The sequence below is a fragment of the Ruegeria sp. E8 genome (assembly GCF_056533985.1).
In genome coordinates, this window is the sequence record NZ_JBQFOY010000062.1 from 1 (window position 1) to 522 (window position 522).

The 522-nt window shown below is 60.7% G+C and carries 1 protein-coding gene; it reads right to left on the minus strand.

The window, feature by feature from the left end:
• A partial coding sequence (locus tag ACR0LF_RS23650; protein WP_480856501.1) for a hypothetical protein occupies positions 1 to 468 on the minus strand: 468 nt, incomplete at its 3' end.
• Positions 469 to 522 lie beyond the last annotated feature (54 nt).

The window sequence follows — 522 nt, forward strand, 5'->3', positions numbered from 1 at the left end:
GTCTGGAACGATCGGATCGAAGGGCAGAGGGGGCACAGCAACCAGATCTTCGCCATCCTGCGGAACCTCGGTGCCGCAGCGCGGGACGAGCATGATCGGGGGCACAGCAGTGACGTCTTCACCTTCGCCAGCAGGAACTGCGCCAAATGGCAGAGGGGCCACCGCAACCAGGTCCTCACCATCCTGCGGGACTTCGGTGCCGCAACGGGGATCGGGCATGATCGGCGCCACAGCTGTCAGGTTTTCACCTTCACCGGCAGGCACCGCGCCATACGGCAGAGGGGCCACCGCAATCAAGTCGTCGCCCTGATCCGGCACAATAGGATCGGCAGGCAGCGGGGTTACCGCTGTCAGGTCCTCACCATCCTGGGGCACCGGGGTGCCGCAACGCGGGTCGGGCATGATCGGGGGCACTGCGATGACGTCATCACCCGCAATTTCGAAGTTTGTATGTGTGTTGATAGTCATTGGTATTCTCCTCATTAAAGTTGGTACTTGGCACCCAAAAATCTGTTAGAAACG